The organism is Catenulispora sp. MAP12-49, from assembly GCF_041262705.1.
In the GTDB taxonomy this organism is placed as follows: Bacteria; Actinomycetota; Actinomycetes; order Streptomycetales; family Catenulisporaceae; genus Catenulispora.
Window position 1 is genome coordinate 49,931 of the sequence record NZ_JBGCCP010000017.1, and the last position, 14,474, is coordinate 64,404.

A 14,474-nucleotide genomic window follows, 5' to 3' on the forward strand; every position below is an offset into this window, starting at 1 on the left:
CAACTGCTGCGGGAGTGTAGAGGCCTGATGACCAATGGAGAAGACCCCTGACACGCGAGGCGCGTGTCAGGGGTCTCTCGGACACCCCGGAGGGTGATCGGGGGGTCAGTGGACCAGCGTGTAGCCGGCCTCGTCGACGGCGGCCTGGACGGCCTCGGCCGGCAGCGGGGCGGCGCTGGTGACGGTGACCTGGCCGGTCTCCAGCACCACGTCCACCTTCTGCACGCCGTCGATCGCGCCCACCTCCTCCGTCACGGACTTGACGCAGTGACCGCAGGTCATGCCCGATACGGTGTAGACGGCGGTGGTCAGGGTCTCGGACACGAGGCTCTCCTTCGGCGTGGTCGCAACGGCTTCGGAAACAGGGGCGGCGCAACAGGAACAGCCCGAGGCGGCGGGCGCCTCGTCCTGGATCACGGTCAGCTCGGTCATGCCGGCTACTATACCCCCCTAGGGTATCTACCCCGGAGGGCCGGCCTGTGATCTCGATCACAGGCCGGCTACCTCAAATCACAAGATCCTTCCGAACCTGATCATTCGCGGGTGAATCCCCCTCAGCGGACATCCAGTGTCACGGCCGCCGTGTGCAGCACGCCGGCCGTCTGGAACTGGAGGTACATCCGCCACTGCCCGGCCTTCGGCAGCGTCGCGTCGAAGGTCAGGTCCGGACCGCCGGTCGGGGTGGTCGCGATGCCGCCCCGCGGGTGCAGGTGGGCCATCGCCAGGTCCCCGGCGTGGAAGCCGGACAGGTGGGCGTAGGTCGCCAGGTACGGCTCCAGGTCCGTCACCGGCTTGCCGTCCTTGGCGATCGAGACCTTCAGCGGCATCTCCATCCCGGCCATCAGGTGCATGGAGTCGACCGTGAGGGTGTAGCCGTCGACGGTGGCCGTCGAGGACACGGCCGGCAGCGGCTGGTCCGGGGCCGAGCCCGCGGAGGTCACCTGCTCGGACAGCACCAGCGGCACCGCCTTGCCGTCCGCGCCCTTGGCGATGAACTGCGCGTAGACCCGGTACGCGCCGGGCCCGGCGGCCCGGGTCGGCGCGGTCCACGTGCCGTCCGCGGCCATCGTCGGGTGCACGTGCTGGAAGCCCGACAGGTCCGACCGGACCAGGTAGAAGTGCATCAGCTTGGTCTGCTCGGGCTCGAAGGCGGTGACCGGCTTGCCGTCGGGGCCGAGGATCCGGAACGCGAATCCGGCCGCCGCGACCGAGTCCCCGGTCGGCGCGAAGGTGTAGCCCTGGGCATTGGCGGCCAGGCCGTCGCCCATGTACATGGGCTCGCCGCCGTCGTCTGTGCCGGTCATGCCGGTCATGCCGGAGATGCCGGTCATCGAGGAGTGGGAGTGCGAGGAACTGGAGCTGCCGCACGCCGCGAGCGCCATCACCCCGACGAGGGTGGGGACGAGCAGCAGGAAGCGGACACGGTTGATCGAACGCATGAGAATGAGAACCTTCCGGTGGAATACGTGAACTGACGGCGGATGAGGCCGTCTGTCACGTCCGGGAGATGCTCAGCGTTCGCAGGAGGTCGACACCGGTCCGGGGTGGGCCGTGCGGCCAGCGCGGGTGAATCAGATGCGGCACATACGGCTGCCCTGGCCGCCACAGCGCAATGACGACGAGGAACAGCGCCAGAAACAGGCCGGTCAGGCCTTCCGGGCGCAGCGGGACGCAGGTCTCACCGGACTGCATGTGGTCGGCTGTCGGCTGCTGGTCGCCGACGGTGGTCGCCATATCGGCCTGCGCCGGCATATCGGCTTGCGACGGCATGGCCGCCGGCATCGCGGACTCCGCGTGCGAGGACATCGGCATCGGCATGCAGTGCATCGACGGAGCGCTGAGGCCGTGCATCAGGAACAGGCCGGCGAGCACCGCGAACAGCAGCAGCAACGCGCCGCCGTCCGGGCCCCTGGGCCATGATCCCTCCCGCGCTGAATACCACTTACCGGTATAGGGTAGCGGCCGGGAGGCGGAAGCGATGGGTGCGATCACACATGCGTTGAGAATCACGGGATCCATGACTTGGCAGATCACCTGGGCGCTGATCCTGGGCTTCACCCTCTCGGCGATCATCCAGGCGGTGGTGCACAAGTCGACGATCGGGCGGCTGCTCGGCGACGACCGGCCGCGGACGCTGGCGGTCGCCTCGTTGCTGGGGGCGGCGTCGTCCTCGTGCTCCTACGCCGCGGTGGCGCTGGCGCGCTCGTTGTTCCGCAAGGGCGCGAACTTCACCGCCGCGACCGCGTTCGCCTTCGGTTCCACCAACCTGGTGCTGGAACTCGGCGTGATCCTGTGGCTGCTGATGGGCTGGCAGTTCACGGCGGCGGAGTTCGTCGGCGGCCCGGTGATGATCGTGGTGCTGGCGCTGCTGTTCCGGCGCTTCATGAAGCCGGCCCTGCTGCGCGAGGCGCGGGAGCAGGCCGACCGCGGGGTCGCGGGCTCCATGGAGGGGCACGCGGCGATGGACATGGCGGTGGCCGGGGACGGCTCGTTCTGGCGGCGGCTGCTCTCGCGCGCCGGGTTCACCTCGGTGTCGCACGTGTTCGTGATGGAGTGGGCCGCGATCCTGCGGGACCTGGTGATCGGGCTGTTCATCGCCGGGGCGATCGCGGCCTGGGTTCCGGACTCGTTCTGGGAGCACTTCTTCTTGTCCGGGCACCCGGTGTTGAGCGGGCTGTGGGGGCCGCTGATCGGCCCGGTGGTGGCGGTGATCAGCTTCGTGTGCTCGATCGGGAACGTGCCGCTGGCCCTGGTGCTGTGGAAGGGCGGGATCAGCTTCGGCGGCGTGACCGCGTTCATCTTCGCGGACCTGCTGATCCTGCCGATCCTGAACATCTACAAGAAGTACTACGGCAAGCGGATGGCCTGGTTCATGCTGTGGACGTTCTTCATCGCGATGGCCGGCGCGGGATACGTCGTGGAGCTGCTGTTCAACGCCTTCGGGTGGGTCCCGGAGCGCGGCGGGACGACGGTGATGACCGAGGGCGTGACGTGGAACTACACCACCTGGCTGAACATCGTGTTCCTGGTGCTGGCGCTCGTGCTCGTGGTGCGGTTCCTGCGCACTGGCGGCCGGGCGATGCTGCGGATGATGGGCGGCGGGCCCACGGATCATGAATCCATGGAACACAGCGGACACTAGAAGCACGTCACCGGCGTTTGGGCGAGAATACCGACCATGGTCGACTCTGCGAACTCGTATCTCCTCGTCGGCGGCTACGGCACGGGCGTGCACTGCCTGCGCTACGACGCCGACGGCGCCCTGTCCCCGGTGTCGTCGGTGGACATCGCCGACCCCTCCTACGTCGCCTATGACAGCACGCGCGGCGTCCTGACAGCGGTGGTCGAGCAGGAGCCGGCCGGCCGCGTGGCCTCCGCGCGCTTCACCGTCGCCGACGGGGGCGGCGCCGTCCGCGACCAGACCGACAGCGGCGGCGCGGCCCCCTGCCACCTGGCGCTGCACCCCGACGGCACCACCTTGTTCGTCGCCAACTACGTGTCGGGGACGGTCGCGGTCTTCGCCCTGGACGCCGAGGGCCGGGTCGCCGGCAGCGAGCCCGCGCAGGTGATCCAGCACTCCGGCTCGGGTCCGCGGACCGACCGGCAGGAGGGCCCGCACGCGCACCAGGTGGTGGTCTCCCCCTCGGGACGCTGGGTGCTGGCCGTGGACCTCGGGACGGACGCGGTGTACGTGTACTCCTACGAATCCGAGTCCGGCCGGCTGTCGGCACAGAGCCACGTGCAGCTGCCCGGCGGCTCGGGCCCGCGCCACCTGGCCTTCCACGGCTCGGGGAACTACTTCTACCTGCTGAACGAGATCTCCTGGACCGTGGCGGTGTGCTCGTGGGACGAGTCCACCGGCGTCGGCGAGGCCGGTCCGGAGGTCCCGAGCCGGGCCGCGGTCGACCGTGCGGCGTCCGACCGCGCCTGGTGCGCGGCGATCCGGGTGTCGGCCGACGACCGCTTCGTGTACGCCTCCAACCGCATCGACGACACGATCGCGGTCTTCGCGGTGGTCGACGACGGCGCCCGCCTGGAGCAGATCGAGGTCGTGCCGGCCGGCGGCTCGTGGCCGCGCGACATCGTGCTGTCCCCGGACGGCACGCTGCTGTTCTGCGCGAACCAGCACTCGGATTCGATCACGGTGTTCCGGGTCGACGCCGAGAGCGGGCGGCTGACGCCGGTCGGGACGCCTTACGCGGTCACGACCCCGGCGTCGCTGCTGCCGATCTAGAGCAGGGGAACCGCGGCGGTGGGCGTTCCATCACCACCGCGGTTCTCCCCTCCGCAGGCTCTAACTCGATCGTGTGGTCGATATCTTCCGGAGAACGGCTCTCAATCGGTGTCGGTCGCGGCGAGCACGGCCAGGCTCTCCCCGCCGGGACGGACCGCGACCAGACCGATGTCCCAGAAGACGTGGGTGTACCAGGGAGATTCCGCGTCGAAGCCGAACCAGGTGCACTGCTGAGCCCGCTCCCACACTTCCTGAGGACTGGCGCCCTCCGCCGCCCCGGCGAGCGCGGCCAGCGAGCGCCAGGCGAACAGCCGGCTGTGGGCGCCGTGGCGGCCCCGGCCGTAGGCGCTGCCGTCCAAGGCGGCGTGGAACAGGATCCACCACGCCACGTACGCCTCCACGCCGAACACGGCCAGCCGGAACGGGACGCTCCCGGCCTCCAGGCACTGCAGGCCGAGCCCGGCCAGGGCTTCGAGGATGTTCTCCGGCGTCACGGCTTCGCCGAGGTCGAACACCCTCGCCTCGATCTCGCCGTTGGAGTCCTCGGCCCAGTTCAGGACGGCCGCCGACACCGCGTCCGCCACCGCCTGGGTGCTCACGTCGGTCGCCGGCCACGCCGGCCGCTCGCCCGGCGCGACCCTGATCTCGCGGTCCGCCTCGCCGATGGCGGGCGGCCCCTGGTCCCAGCCGGCTTCGAACCCGGCCAGCTCCAGCGGCAGCCAGCCGAGCGGATGGCGCCGCATCGCCGCCGAGGACGCCCACTCGGCGATCCGCGGCCGCCGCGCGAGCGTGCCCTCCCGCAGGACGAGCTCGTGCACCAGGCAGGCGCGGAAGGTGTCGCCGTCGTCCCCGGAGCCCTCGACCGCCGCCGCCAGGCCGGTGCGCGGGCCCTCGGCGACCAGCAGGGCCGCGGCGAGCCGGTCGATGTCGTGCCCGGCGTCCCGGCCGGCCGCGATCAGCCGGAGCGCCTGGGACAGGTCGCCGTTGCCGCAGACCCCGGCGAGCAGTTTGAACAAGTGGTCGAAGGTATGCAGGTACTGCCAGGCCCGGGGTTCGGCCCGATGGCACTGGAGCAATTCGACGCCGAGATCCCCGAGGTACGCGCTGTCGCCGTCGGCGCAACGCCGCTCCGACTCGGCACGCACCCAGCGGATGACCTTCCCCGGCTCGGCGTCGGCGGTGCGCCCGAGGTCGCGCAGCAACCGGATGGTTCGCTCGATCTTTTCCGCCACGCCGCGAGCGTACGAAGTCTGCGACGACACCGATGACGGCCTTTTTCCCCGCCTACCCCGCGGTCACTAGCGCTAGGGTCGCGCGGTCACTAGCGCTAAGCTCGCGCGTCCCAGGCCGCCAGTAGCGCGCGCTCCTTCTCGGCGGTGAGCCCGTGCGGCCTGCGCGGCTGGTAGGAGCGCCGGACGGCACCGTCGTCGGCGGCCAGCCAGGCCCAGGTGTCCCGGACGGTCTCGCGCAGCGGGCGGCAGCGGAGCCCGGCCGCTTCGGCGCGGGAGGTGTCCGTCTCCCAGGGCACCTCGCCCGGCGGGATCCAGATGGTCAGCTCGCTCCAGACTTCGACGTCCTGCGTCTGGAGGAAGTCGCTCGCGACCCAGTCCAGCTCGGCCGCCGAGCCGGTGGCCTCGATGCAGGCTTCGAGGAGTTCGCCGTAGGTGGAGGCGTTGGCGGGGGTGCCGGCGACCATGTAGCCGCCGGTCAGGCCCTGGTCGACAGCGGTGAGGACGAAGTCTGCGATGTCGCGGACGTCGATCGGGTTCACCGGGGACGAGGGGTCGCCGGGAGCCAGGGTGCGCAGGGTGCGGGTGGTGCCGGCGTCGGCCATGCGGAGCAGCAGAGCCGGGAGGCGGCCGATGTCCTCGTGCGGGCCGAGCAGCAGGCCCAGCCGCAGGGACAGGGCGCGGCCGGGGAAGTCGCGGGCCACGACGCGCTCGCAGCCGGCCTTGAGGGTGCCGTAGTCGCCGTCGTCGGGGCCGGCGTCCGGGAAGCAGTCGTGGAGCGGGGAGTCGTCGGTGACGGGCTGCGCCGGCCAGTCGGGGAAGACGTTGATGGTCGACATGAACACGTACGTCGCAGCGCTGTCCGCCAGCGCGCGGACCGCGTCGCCGACGACCCGCGGGACGTAGCCGGAGGTGTCGACGATCGCGTCCCAGGGACCGTGGCCGGCCAGGCGCGCCAGGTCCTCCTGGGACTCGCGGTCGCCGCGCACGGCCCGGACGCCGGGGACGTCCGGGGCGGTACGGCCGCGGTTGAACACGGTCACCTCGTGGCCGGCCGCCAGGGCCCCGGCCGCGACGGCCCGGCCGAGGAACGCGCTGCCGCCGAGTATGAGAAGTCGCATTGCCCCACCCTCGCAGGACGCGGAGTGCGAAGGCCAGATCATTCTGCTGAGGGCGGACGGACCGGCCCGGAGCACGCGGGGTGCCTCAGAGCGTGAGCTGCGTGATGGTGTAGATCAGCAACCCGGCCAGCGCGCCGACCACGGTGCCGTTGATCCGGATGAACTGCAGGTCGCGGCCGACCTGGAGCTCGATCTTGCGGGAGGTGGCCGGGCCGTCCCAGGCCGCGACGGTGTCGGTGATCAGGGACGTGATCTCCTGGCGGTAGGTGGTCACCAGGTGCACCGCGACCTCGCGGACCCAGCCGTCGGCCTTCTCCTGCATGGCCGTGTCGGTCTCCAGGCGGTGGCCCAGGCTCTGCAGCCCCTGCCGGGCCCGCGCCTGCAGGTCGCTGTCCGGGTCCTCGGCGGCGTTTATCACCGCCGAGCGCATCGCGGTCCAGCCGGAGGCGACCAGGCCCTGGAGCTCGGGGTGCTGGAGCAGGTTGGCCTTTACCTTTTCGACGCGGCCGCGAGTCTCGGAATCGGACTTCAGTTCCTCGGCGTAGTCGGCCAGGAAGCGGTCCAGCGCGCCGCGCACCGGGTGGTGCTGGTCGTCGCGGACGCTGCCGGCCAGCTTCACCAGCTCGCGCTGGAGGCGCCGGGCGACGGCGTCGTCCAGGAAGCGCGGGGACCACAGCGGGGCCTCGTTCGACACCGCGTTCTCGATGGCCTCAGGGTGCTCCTCCAGCCAGTCGTGGGCGCGCGCGGCGAGGATGTCGACCAGCTGGTGGTGGCTGCCGGACTCGGTGAGGCGCTGGAGCAGGCCGCCGAGCGGGGTGGCGACGTCGGCCTTGGCCAGCCGGGTGGTGACGGCCTCGCCGAGGATCTTCTGGATGTCCTCGTCGCGCAGGACGGTCAGCACGCCGCGGACCGCGGTGGCCAGCTCCTTGGTGACGCGCGCGGCGTTCTCCGGCTGCGAGAGCCACTGGCCGGTCCGGCGGGAGATGCCCAGCGCGGACAGCCGGCCGCGGATGACCTCCTCGGACAGGAAGTTCTCGCCGACGAACTCCCCGAGGCCCTCGCCGAACTGGTCCTTGCGCTTGGGGATGATCGCGGTGTGCGGGATCGGCAGGCCCAGCGGGTGCTTGAACAGCGCGGTGACGGCGAACCAGTCGGCCAACCCGCCGACCATGCCGGCCTCGGCGGCGGCCTGGACGTAGCCGGTCCAGCCGGTGACGCCGTGGTTCTGGAGGGTCTTCATCGTGATGTAGACGGCCGCCGCCGCCAACAAGAACCCGGTCGCCACCGACTTCATGCGGCGCATCCCGCGCCGCCTGGTCAGTTCGCTGGGGGTCAGCGGGTCACGGGGCCGGGCTTTCGTCACGATCGTTATTGTGGCCCAGCTGGCGGACTTGCGCCGAGCCCACGGCCCGGTAACGGTCGGGATCACAGGTGAAGACGATGATTTGGGTCGGTTTACCGCCGTTTGTCGCCTCGGGCGTGGCGGCGGCGCTGCCGGCGTGGTTGAGCAGGGCGCCGAGCATGCGGCGCCGGCCGGGGTCGGCGGCACCGAGCGCGTCGTCGATGATCACCGGCACCCCGCCGTCCGGCCCGACCAGCGCGGCGCACGCCAGGCGCACGCACATCGCGACGGCCTCACGCGCGCCGGTCGAGAGCTCGGCGTAGGGGTCGGTGCGGCCGGCCAGGGTGCGGGAGGCGATGCGCAGGTCGGCGTCCACGGTGACCTCGAACGAGGCCCCGAACACCAGGCGCCCGAACCGTTCGACCTGCTCCTTGAACGGGCCCTGATAGGAGCGCGTGGCCTCCTCGCGACGGAGCAGGATCGTCCTGCGGAGCAGCTCCGCGGCCTCGGCGCGGGCGGTGACCGAGGCCAGGTCGCGCTCGGCGGCGTCGCGCCGGGCCTCGGCCTCGCGGTGCCGGTCGGCCAGGTCGTCGCCAACGGCGTCCAGGCGTCCGGCCAGGTGCTGCAGGCCCGCGCGGGCGTCAGTGATCTCGGCCTCGGTGCGCGCCACGACGTCGCGGGCGTTGCGCAGCAGGAGCTCGACCTGCTCGGGCTGGGCGTCGCGGTAGTTGGCGTCGTGGGCGGCACGGTCCTGGACGGCGGCGGCGAGGGCCTTGGCCGCCTCGGCGTCGCGCTGCTCGACCACCGGATCCTCGGCGGCGAGCCGGGCCTCGGCCAGCCGGGTACGCGCGGCCTCGTGCTCGGCGGCCAGATGCTCGGCACGCCCGGCGAGCTTCTGCGCGTCGGCGACGATCTCGCTCGCCCGCGCCTCGGCCAGCCGCAGCGCATCGGCCGCACGCTCGAGGTTGGCGGCGGTCTCCTCCGACTCGGCCCGCCGGTGGTCGGCGACGGTCTCGGCCTCACCCCGGTCGGCAGGCGGCAGCACCCCGGCATCACGGCGCTCGAGATGCTCGGCGATGCGGGCCTCAAGCCGCGCCTGCTCATCGGCGAGGGCGGCAGGGTCCTTGCTCAGCCTGGTGCGTGCGGACTCGGCGGCGACCAGCGCGGCGCGCGCCTCGACGTGCCGCTGGAGGCGGACGCGGGCGGCCGCGAGGTCGCGGACGCCGGCCTGGCGGCAGAGGGTGGCGAGGGAGGACTCGGCGGCGTCGAGCTTGCCGCGCAGCTCGCGCTCGCTGGCGCCGGGGGCGAGGGTGACGCGCAGGACGCCTTCGGCCTCGATGACGAGGTGGTCGGTGAGGCGGCGGACCAGCGGCTCGGCGAAGTCGGCTTCGGTGCGGGCCTCGGGGACCAGCGAGACCGATTCGGCGGCGGTGCGGGCGCGGGCCTCGGGCACGGTGGCTGCGGCGGCGGCGATGCCGGCGGATACGGTGCCGGCGGATGCGGTGCCGGCGGATGCGGTGGCGTCGGCCGACGCGCGGGCGGTCGGGACCGACACCGTCACCAGCGCACTCCCCAACCGCTCCACCCGCACCGTCGCCGCAGCCACCTCGATCGCCGTCCGCGCGTCGCGCACGCCGCGGTCGGCCTGGTCGATGGTCTCGACCGCGCGGTCGTCGATCTCCGTGGCGGCGGTCTCGGCGGCGGCGAGTTCCACCTCGCGGTCGGCCTCGGCCAGGGCTTCGCGGTCGGCGCGGACCCGCTCCAGCTCGTAGGCGTCGCGCATCCAGCGGTAGTCGGCGTCCGCGTCCTGGTACTGGCGCAGTGCGAGGCGGTGCGCCTCGTCGGCGGTGCGGTGCATCGCCGAGGCGCCCTCGCGGCGGGAGTCGGCCTCGGTGCGGAGCTCGGTGTGGGCGGCGATCTGCTGGTCCAGCGCCTGGAGTTCGTCCTCGTAGTCGTCCACGCTCCGCACCAGCGCCAGGCGCGCCGTGCGGGCGCCGGCCGCGAGTTCGGCGTCGCGCGAGGCTCGCTCCACCAGGGCCGCCGCGTCGTCACGGCGGGTGCGCAGGGTCTCGACGTCTTTGGCACGCTTGCCGAAATCGTCCAGGTCGCCGCGGTCGGTCACCAGACGCTGCCGCAGCTCGGCCAGGCGCGCGGTCACCTCGCCGTGCCGTTCGGTGTCGGCCTCGACCCGGGCCAGGGTCTGGGCCAGGTCCTCGGCCTCGGCGGTCGCGCTCGCGGCGGCGTCCTGCGCGGCGCGGTACTCCCCCGTCGGCTGGTGGTTCTTCGCCGTGAAGTAGCGCGCGAACTCCTTCTCGACCCGCTGGACCAGCGTGTCCTCGGACCCGTCGCCGGGCCCGGACTCACCGCCGGCCGCGGTGTCGAGGGCGGCGCGCAGCCAGGAGCTGCCGGCGATGCGGTCCACGTCGAAGGGCTTGTCCTGCAAGACCCGCAGGGCTTTGAACAGGTCGTAGTCCGTGGCCTGGTTCAGGATGGCCAGGACGCGCTCGTGGGCCTCGCGGCCGGTCAGCGTCTCCGGGGCCGGCGCCAGGATGCGCAGCTCGGTCAGCGGACGGAGCCAGCGCTTGCGGTAGACCAGGTGGTGGCCGCCGACCCGGAACTCGGCCTCGACCTCCGGCGCGGCGTCGGTGTGCCGGGGCTTGACCGCGCGCACGGCCTCCTTGCGGGAGGAGTCCAGCTCGTCCAGGAGCAGGCCGAAGGCCTCGATGGTGCTGCTCTTGCCCGACTCGTTGGGGCCCTCGACCACGGTCACGCCGTGTTCCTCGAACGTCAGCTCGCGGTCGGCGACGCCGCGGAAGTTGGTCAGGTGGATCCGCAGCAGCCTCACGAAGCCCTCCCGGCACCGATGCCCGCGCCCGACAGACGCACCAGCAGTCCGAGCGCGTCGGATGCCTGCCGCGCCGCCGCCTCATCGGCGCCGCCGGCCAGTTCTCGCAGATCGTCCAAAGCGCGCGCCGCGAAGCCGGTCAGGCCGAGCGCGTCGAAGTCGTCGTCGGCGGGGCGGATCGCCAGATCGGTGCGGCTGGAGGAGTCGCGGAACCCGGCGAACAGATCGGCGGCCTCGTCGCGGACCGCGTCGAGCGCGTCCTTCTCGGCGACCGAGAGGGTCCCGCGCAGCGCGAAGTTCAAAATGGTGCGGTCCTTGTCCGGCAGGTCCGCCAGCCGGGCCCGGAGCGCCTCGACATCGGCGGCGCCGCTGAGCTCGACCGTCACCGGCTCGAACCGCCACGTGCCGACCCGGTGCCGGGCGACCTTCGGCGCGAGCGTGAGATCGGCCTCGTCGATCTCCACGACCAGCACATTGCCGGCGTCCACCTCGTCGAAGTCCGTCGGCTCCGGCGCCCCGGAGTACCACACCCGCGGCGTCACCTCAGTGGTCGAATGCCGGTCGCCGAGCGCGACGTAGTGCGCCTTGCCCGCCTCCAGCGCGGCGCGCACGCCCGCGATGCGGATCAGCGACACCGGGTCCGCCTGCGGGGCGACGGCGTCCACCGCGCCGTGGCCGACCGCGACGCGCACCACGCCGGGCGGGGCCGTTTCGAGGGCTTCGAGCAGGTCGCCGAGCAGGTCCGAGGTCGGCCGCTTGGAACGCCACGGCGCACCGACCACCTCGAAGCCGGGGCGCACCTGGACCGGATGCCCGTCGCGCAACACCACCACGTTGGGCGGGCACGCCTGCAGGAAGCGCTCGGAGTCCCAGATCGAGGCGGCGTTCAGCGGATCGTGGTTGCCCGGCAGCAGGAACACCTTCAGCGGCAGGGCTTTCAGCTTCTCCATGGCCTGCCGGACCGTGCGGGCCGACTCGGTGTTCGTCTCGAACACGTCCCCGCCCACCACGATCGCTTCGCAGCCCTCGGACACCGCCAGGCGCCCCAGCGTGCCCAGGACGTCACGGCGCGCGGCGTCGAACTGGCCCTGGCGTTCGGGGTCCAGGTACCGCCGGCCCATGCCGAGCTGCCAGTCGGCGGTGTGCAGGAATCGCATAGAGGTCAACCGTAGACCGTCGGACTGTCAGCCCGCGGCGGTTCGGGTCAGGACTGGACCCGCCAGCCGGAGGCGGCCAGGTCCGCCGCCAGCCGGTCGGCCACGGCCGGGTCCACCAGCAGCTCCACCAGGCCGGCCTCGCGGCCCTGGGAGTGGTCGATGCGGACGTCCTCGATGTTCACCCCGACGCTGCCGGCCGTGGCGAACAGCCGCGCCAGCTCGCCGGGGCGGTCGGAGATCAGCACCGGCACCGCCGAGTAAGAGGCCGAAGCCGCTCCGTGCTTGCCGGGGATGCGGGCGTGGCCGGCGTTGCCCCGGCGCAGCAGCTCGGCCAGGTCGGTGGCGCCGCGCTTGGCGGCCTCGGCGTCCGGGCCGGCCAGGGCGCGCAGCGCCTCGACCGCCTCGTTCAGGTCGGCGGCGTAGGCGGCCAGGACCTCGGCGATCGCCGGAGCGTTGGCGGAGAGGATGTCCTCCCACAGTTCCGGCGCGCCGCCGGCGATGCGGGTCAGGTCCCGGATACCGGTGCCGGAGATGCGGACCGACTCCTCGCGGGCGTTCTCCAGGCGCGCCGCCATCAGCGCGGCGACCAGGTGCGGGGCGTGCGAGATCAGGGCCACGGCGTGGTCGTGCTCTTCGGTGTCCATCACGACCGGCACCGCGCCGCACAGCGAGACCAGCTCCAGGGCCTGGTTCAGGGCGTCGCGGGAGGTCGTCGGGCCCGGTGTCAGCACCCAGGGACGGCCCTCGAACAGGTCCGAGCGGGCCGCCAGCGGGCCGGAGCGCTCGCGGCCGGCCAGCGGATGGCCGCCGATGAACCGGCTCAAGTCGGCGCCGGCCTCCTCGGCCGAGCCGTGCACCAGGGCCTTGACCGAGCCGACGTCGGTGTAGACGCGGGCCCAGTCCTCGCGCTGGGCCTGGGCCAGCATCGTCCCTATCCGCGCCGGCGGCACGGCCAGGATGCACAGGTCCACCGGCTGTGGCGGACGGCCGGTCCGGCCGGCGCCGAGCGAGGCGGCGGTACGTGCGGCGCCCTCGTCGGAGTCGCTGAGGTGCACCTCGATACCGCGGCGGGTCAACGCCAAGGCGATGGACGTGCCGATGAGTCCGGTACCGACGACCAAGGCGGAACGCATAGGGAAACCCTATCGGCCTACGCGGCCGCTATTGCGCGATGTCCTTGCGCAGTGCCGCAGCACCACCGAGGTAGACATGCTGGATCTCGTGCTTCGAGCGCAGCGTGTCCACATGCGCCAGCAGCCGGACCACACGCGGCATCGCGCCCTCGACGTCTATCTCCTGCGCGCACATCAGCGGCACGTCGACGATGCCCAGCTCGCGCGCGGCCAGGGCCGGGAACTCGCTGTGCAGGTCCGGTGTGGCCGTGAACAGCATGCTGATCAGGTCGTCGACGGTGAAGCCGTTCTGCTCCATCACCTGCTTGACCAGCTCAGTAGTGCCGGCCAGGAGGTGGTCCCGGTCGTCTACGTCCAGCTGGATCGCGCCTCGTACCGCCCGCACTGCCATGAGGCCACCCTACTGATCACACGAACACGCCGCGCGTGGCGTCCCGCCGTGCGAGACGGCCTACGCCGGCACGTCGAAGCTGTGACCGCAGGGATAGGTGGTGCCGGTGGGAAGCCGTTCCAGCCGCAGCATCTCGAAGCGCTCCCGGGTGGCGTCGTCGTTCGGGGTGTAGACCATCATCCGGGTCTCGGGGGTGGCGGCCACGTCGAGGGTGGTGACCACGACACTGAGATCGCCGATCGCCGGGTGCCGGAAGACCTTCACCCGGACGCCGCCGTCGGCCACGCCGTGCTCGGCCCACAGCTCGGCGAACTCCGGGCTGGCCGCGCACAGCCGCTTCACGAACTCGTCCCAGGCCGGCTCGCCGACGTGCCGGCCGTAGCGGGCCCGGAAGTTCGCGACCATCCGGGCCAGGTCCTCTTGACGGTTCACGAACGGGTGGCAGCACTTGGGGCTGGTGAAGCACGACCACAGGGAGTTCCGCTTGTCCTCGGGCAGGTGCACCAGGAACGGGAACAGCAGCGCGTAGGGACGGTTCCAGGCCAGGATGTCGCTGCGGCCGTTGACCACCGAGGCGGGCAGCGGGTCCAGGCCGTCCAGGATCTGCTGGACCTCCGGGTCCAGGCGCCGGCAGCCGGTCATCGACGGAACGGCCGGGACGTCCGCGAGCTGGTACAGGTGCTCGGTCTCGGCCGGGTCCAGGCGCAGCGTGCGAGCGACCGCGTCCAGGACCTGGACGCTGGCGTTGATCTGCCGGCCCTGCTCCAGCCAGGTGTACCAGGTCACCCCCACGCCGGCGAGCTGCGCGACCTCCTCGCGGCGCAGGCCCGGGGTCCGGCGCCGGGTGCCGGTGGGCAGGCCCAGGACCTCCGGGTCGAGCCGCTCGCGGCGGCTGCGCAGGAACGAGGCCAGCTCCGAACGGCGCGGCGCGCCGTCCTTGGCGGGAGCCCGCACCGGGGACAGCGGGGGGATGGAAACGTCTATGCTCACACCACCATGATGCATCCTCGGACATCCTGGTG

The 14,474-nt window shown here is 72.3% G+C and carries 13 protein-coding genes; 2 read left to right on the forward strand and 11 right to left on the reverse strand.

The features are described from left to right. Positions 1 to 105: 105 nt before the first annotated feature. The 3 genes from ABIA35_RS27735 to ABIA35_RS27745 form a co-directional block, all read right to left on the reverse strand. A complete protein-coding gene (locus ABIA35_RS27735; RefSeq protein ID WP_370359852.1) occupies positions 106 to 432 on the reverse strand; it encodes a heavy-metal-associated domain-containing protein in 327 nt (108 codons plus the stop codon). 122 nt (positions 433 to 554) lie between these two features. Further along, positions 555 to 1,439 carry a hypothetical protein gene (locus ABIA35_RS27740; RefSeq protein ID WP_370359853.1) on the reverse strand — a complete coding sequence of 295 codons (885 nt, stop codon included), beginning with the start codon at positions 1,437 to 1,439 and terminating at the stop codon, positions 555 to 557. A gap of 55 nt (positions 1,440 to 1,494) precedes the next feature. Beyond that, positions 1,495 to 1,890: a DUF6153 family protein gene (locus ABIA35_RS27745; protein ID WP_370359854.1), complete on the reverse strand. Its 396-nt coding sequence runs from the start codon at positions 1,888 to 1,890 to the stop codon at positions 1,495 to 1,497. Positions 1,891 to 1,978: 88 nt separating this feature from the next. On the opposite strand from ABIA35_RS27745, the gene ABIA35_RS27750 reads away from it, so the two are divergent. Then, complete coding sequence (locus ABIA35_RS27750; RefSeq protein ID WP_370359855.1) at positions 1,979 to 3,142, forward strand: permease; 1,164 nt, start codon at positions 1,979 to 1,981, stop codon at positions 3,140 to 3,142. Positions 3,143 to 3,178: 36 nt separating this feature from the next. Further along, entirely contained in the window at positions 3,179 to 4,234 is a 1,056-nt protein-coding gene (locus ABIA35_RS27755) for a lactonase family protein (RefSeq protein ID WP_370359856.1), read from the forward strand. Between the two features lie 101 nt (positions 4,235 to 4,335). Here the strand turns inward: ABIA35_RS27755 and ABIA35_RS27760 are convergent, their stop codons facing one another. From ABIA35_RS27760 to ABIA35_RS27795, 8 genes are all read right to left on the reverse strand, one after another. After that, complete coding sequence (locus ABIA35_RS27760; protein WP_370359857.1) at positions 4,336 to 5,466, reverse strand: DUF6183 family protein; 1,131 nt, start codon at positions 5,464 to 5,466, stop codon at positions 4,336 to 4,338. Positions 5,467 to 5,561: 95 nt separating this feature from the next. Continuing rightward, positions 5,562 to 6,584, reverse strand: a complete 1,023-nt coding sequence (locus ABIA35_RS27765) for an NAD-dependent epimerase/dehydratase family protein (RefSeq protein ID WP_370359858.1) — start codon at positions 6,582 to 6,584, stop codon at positions 5,562 to 5,564. 85 nt (positions 6,585 to 6,669) lie between these two features. Beyond that, a complete protein-coding gene (locus ABIA35_RS27770) occupies positions 6,670 to 7,956 on the reverse strand; it encodes a DUF445 domain-containing protein (RefSeq protein WP_370341860.1) in 1,287 nt (428 codons plus the stop codon). Next, complete coding sequence (locus tag ABIA35_RS27775; RefSeq protein WP_370359859.1) at positions 7,925 to 10,771, reverse strand: AAA family ATPase; 2,847 nt, start codon at positions 10,769 to 10,771, stop codon at positions 7,925 to 7,927. The genes ABIA35_RS27770 and ABIA35_RS27775 overlap by 32 nt, the downstream gene beginning before the upstream one ends. Next, on the reverse strand, positions 10,768 to 11,928 hold the full coding sequence (locus ABIA35_RS27780) for an exonuclease SbcCD subunit D (RefSeq protein ID WP_370359860.1): 1,161 nt from the start codon (positions 11,926 to 11,928) through the stop codon (positions 10,768 to 10,770). Before ABIA35_RS27780 ends, ABIA35_RS27775 begins: the two co-directional genes overlap by 4 nt. 47 nt (positions 11,929 to 11,975) lie before the next feature. Then, positions 11,976 to 13,061: a prephenate dehydrogenase gene (locus ABIA35_RS27785; RefSeq protein ID WP_370359861.1), complete on the reverse strand. Its 1,086-nt coding sequence runs from the start codon at positions 13,059 to 13,061 to the stop codon at positions 11,976 to 11,978. 28 nt (positions 13,062 to 13,089) lie between these two features. Next, positions 13,090 to 13,452, reverse strand: a complete 363-nt coding sequence (aroH, locus tag ABIA35_RS27790) for a chorismate mutase (protein WP_370341661.1) — start codon at positions 13,450 to 13,452, stop codon at positions 13,090 to 13,092. Positions 13,453 to 13,512: 60 nt separating this feature from the next. Further along, a complete protein-coding gene (locus ABIA35_RS27795; protein WP_370341662.1) occupies positions 13,513 to 14,442 on the reverse strand; it encodes a helix-turn-helix transcriptional regulator in 930 nt (309 codons plus the stop codon). Positions 14,443 to 14,474 lie beyond the last annotated feature (32 nt).

What these genes read in the sequence shown, in the direction of transcription:
- ABIA35_RS27735 (WP_370359852.1), bottom strand. Translation starts at nt 432, where the DNA reads ATGACCGAGCTGACCGTGATCCAGGACGAGGCGCCCGCCGCCTCGGGC.
- ABIA35_RS27740 (WP_370359853.1), bottom strand. Translation starts at nt 1,439, where the DNA reads ATGCGTTCGATCAACCGTGTCCGCTTCCTGCTGCTCGTCCCCACCCTC.
- ABIA35_RS27750 (WP_370359855.1), top strand. Translation starts at nt 1,979, where the DNA reads ATGGGTGCGATCACACATGCGTTGAGAATCACGGGATCCATGACTTGG.
- ABIA35_RS27755 (WP_370359856.1), top strand. Translation starts at nt 3,179, where the DNA reads ATGGTCGACTCTGCGAACTCGTATCTCCTCGTCGGCGGCTACGGCACG.
- ABIA35_RS27765 (WP_370359858.1), bottom strand. Translation starts at nt 6,584, where the DNA reads ATGCGACTTCTCATACTCGGCGGCAGCGCGTTCCTCGGCCGGGCCGTC.
- ABIA35_RS27780 (WP_370359860.1), bottom strand. Translation starts at nt 11,928, where the DNA reads ATGCGATTCCTGCACACCGCCGACTGGCAGCTCGGCATGGGCCGGCGG.
- ABIA35_RS27785 (WP_370359861.1), bottom strand. Translation starts at nt 13,061, where the DNA reads ATGCGTTCCGCCTTGGTCGTCGGTACCGGACTCATCGGCACGTCCATC.
- aroH (WP_370341661.1), bottom strand. Translation starts at nt 13,452, where the DNA reads ATGGCAGTGCGGGCGGTACGAGGCGCGATCCAGCTGGACGTAGACGAC.